This is a genomic window from Streptomyces laculatispora, from assembly GCF_017353455.1.
Classification (GTDB): domain Bacteria; phylum Actinomycetota; class Actinomycetes; order Streptomycetales; family Streptomycetaceae; genus Streptomyces; species Streptomyces laculatispora.
This window is the reverse complement of sequence record NZ_JAFMPZ010000269.1, coordinates 1-2,676: the sequence shown is the minus strand read 5'-3', so window position 1 is coordinate 2,676 and position 2,676 is coordinate 1. Positions and strand designations below refer to the sequence as shown.

The following is a 2,676-nucleotide window of genomic DNA, read 5'->3' as shown; positions in this document are numbered from 1 at the left end:
ATCTGGCGCTGCGCCGGACCGGCGCCGAGGCCACCGCCGCCTACCCCCGCCGCGCCCGGCTGATCCACACGGCGTACGGCATCGGGTCGGCCCTCCTGCTGCTCCTCGCCGTGGCCGGAACCTGCACGGTGGCGCTTCTGCTGCTGCTTGGGTGACCTGACCGCGCCCCCCCGACCGAAGGAACCACGCACCACATGAGTGAGGAACAGGCCATGCGAACCACGCCCACCGCCGTCCACGTGCAGGGGGTCTCCAAACGGTACGGGGACCGGCAGGCCGTCGGCGACGTGTCCCTGGACATCCGCGGGGGTGAGTTCTTCGGCCTCCTCGGCCCCAACGGCGCCGGAAAGTCCACCCTGGTGGAGATCATGGAAGGGCTGCGCCACGCCGACACCGGCTCGGTCGCGCTCTTCGGCGAGTCCCCGTGGCCGCGCAACACCGCCCTGCTGCCCCGCATCGGCATCCAGACCCAGTCCTCCGCCTTCTTCGTACGGCAGACCGCGCACGAGCACCTGCGTACCGTCGCCTCCCTCTACGGGGCCTCGCGGGCGGCGGCCGACGCCACCCTCGACACCGTGGGGCTCACCGGACAGCGCGACGTCCAGGTGGAGAACCTCTCCGGCGGCCAGCGCCAGCGCCTCGCCATCGCCTCCGCCCTCGTCCACGGGCCCGAGCTGATCTTCCTGGACGAGCCGACCGCAGCCCTCGACCCGCAGGCCCGGCGCGACCTCTGGGACGTACTGCGCGGGCTCAAGGCGGAGGGCCGCACCATCGTCTACACCACGCACCACCTGGACGAGGCGGAGGAGCTCTGCGACCGCATCGCCATCCTGGTGAACGGCCGGATCGCCGTGACCGACAGCCCGCACAACCTCGTGGACGCCTCCCGGGCCCCGAGCCGGCTGCTGCTGCCGTTCGGCCGGCTGGACGAACAGAAGGCGGCGGCCATCGCCGGCGTCGACCGCGTCACCGTCCAGGGAGGCTCCCTGGTTCTGGAGACCCGCACCACCGGCCGGGTGCTCAGCACCCTCGACCAACTCGTGGGCCTGGACGGGGTGCAGACCCGCACCCCCAGCCTGGAGGACGTCTACCTCGACCTCACCGCCCGTCTCGCCCAGGACCCGCTCGCCCCCCGCCGCACCCCCGAGACCACCACGGAGCACCAGCCATGAGCGCGTACGCCGCACTGACCGGAGCGGGCTACCGCGCCCAGGTCCGCGACAAGACGACTCTGTTCTTCACCTTCGCCTTCCCCCTCCTCTTCCTCGTCGTCTTCGGGCTGATCTTCCAGGGCCAGGACGTCGAGCAGAGCGGCCTGTCCTACATCTCGTACACCGCCGCCGGGGTGCTGGCCTGGGGTGTCGCCAACGCCGCCGTGTTCGGGATCGCGTTCACGCTGATGCAGTGGCGCTCCGACGACATCCTGCGGCTGATCCGGATGTCCCCGGCCCCGCTGTCCGCCGTGATCGGCTCCCGCTACGCCATCGCACTGGTGGTGGGCCTGGTGCAGTCGCTGCTCTTCATCGGGGTGGCGATGCTGCCGCTGTTCGGGCTGGAACCCGCCTCCGGATGGCCGCTGCTGATTCCGGTGATGATCCTCGGCATCACCACCTTCCTGCTGCTCGGCGTGATCATCGGCTCGTTCGCCAACACCCCCGAGTCCGTCGCGGCCGTCGCCAACTTCCTGATGCTGCCCATGGCGTTCCTGTCGGGCTCGTTCTTCCCGCTGGACGCCATGCCCTCCTGGCTGCAGAAGGTCTCCCTGGTCATGCCACTGCGCTACCTCAACGACGCGGTGTCCCACGCGCTGACGGGCCGCGGCGACGGCTCCGACGTCGCGGTGGGCTGCGCCGGACTCGCCCTGTTCGCACTCGTCTTCGGCGTCATCGCGGTCAGGACGTTCCGCTGGACGAGGTCCTCGTGAGCGCCCCCACGCGGCCGCTGCCGCAGCCGATGGAGACAGCACGGGACGCCCTCCACGCGGCGCTCGCCGACCGCCTCGGCCAGGACGTCCCCGTCGTCCCGGTCGGCGCCACCGACGCCGCCGCCACGCTCGGCGACCGTGGCGCCCCCGACCCCTGGGCACACCTGCGGGCTGCGGCGCGCGTTCACCTCACCGCCTCCGCCGTGCTGATCGGCCCCTGGGGCGGCGACGGTACCGCCCCCGCCTGCGGCCACTGCCTGGCCCTGCGCTGGCAGCGGCTGCGCAGCCGCTCGGAACGCGACGCCCTGGAGACCGGCGGCCCGGACGGCCCTCGCCCGACAGGCGCCTGGCCGCTGCTCACCGGCCACGCGTACGACGCCGTCGCCGCCCTGTGCACCGCGCTGCTCGACGACGAACCGGCCGCAGCACCGCCCGCCCCCGACCCGGCCGACCGGTCCCTTCCCCAGGTATCCCGACTTGACTTGATGACCCTTCAGGTGCGGACCTACCCGGTTCTCGCCGACCCTCTCTGCCCGGACTGTGCCCCGCCGGCCACCCCGGCGCAGCCCCGCCCGCTCACCCTGGAGACCCGACCCAAACCCGACCCGGGCACCTACCGGCTGCGCGCCGCCTCCGCGTACCCGATCCCCGAGGACGCCCTCGCCAACCCGGTCTGCGGGGCCCTCGGCGGCGGAACCTGGCTGAACGTCACCTCCCCGACCACCGCCCCGGTCGCCGGCAGTGTCTTCGTA

The 2,676-nt window shown here is 72.7% G+C and carries 3 protein-coding genes; all 3 read left to right on the top strand.

Annotated features, from left to right (window positions below; all coding sequences use genetic code 11):
* Window positions 1-194 precede the first annotated feature (194 nt).
* On the top strand, window positions 195-1,172 hold the full coding sequence (locus tag J1C73_RS14945) for an ABC transporter ATP-binding protein (RefSeq protein ID WP_207316806.1): 978 nt from the start codon (window positions 195-197) through the stop codon (window positions 1,170-1,172).
* Complete coding sequence (locus J1C73_RS14940; RefSeq protein ID WP_207316805.1) at window positions 1,169-1,924, top strand: ABC transporter permease; 756 nt, start codon at window positions 1,169-1,171, stop codon at window positions 1,922-1,924. Before J1C73_RS14945 ends, J1C73_RS14940 begins: the two co-directional genes overlap by 4 nt.
* A partial coding sequence (locus tag J1C73_RS14935; protein ID WP_372446689.1) for a TOMM precursor leader peptide-binding protein occupies window positions 1,921-2,676 on the top strand: 756 nt, incomplete at its 3' end. The genes J1C73_RS14940 and J1C73_RS14935, both read left to right, overlap by 4 nt.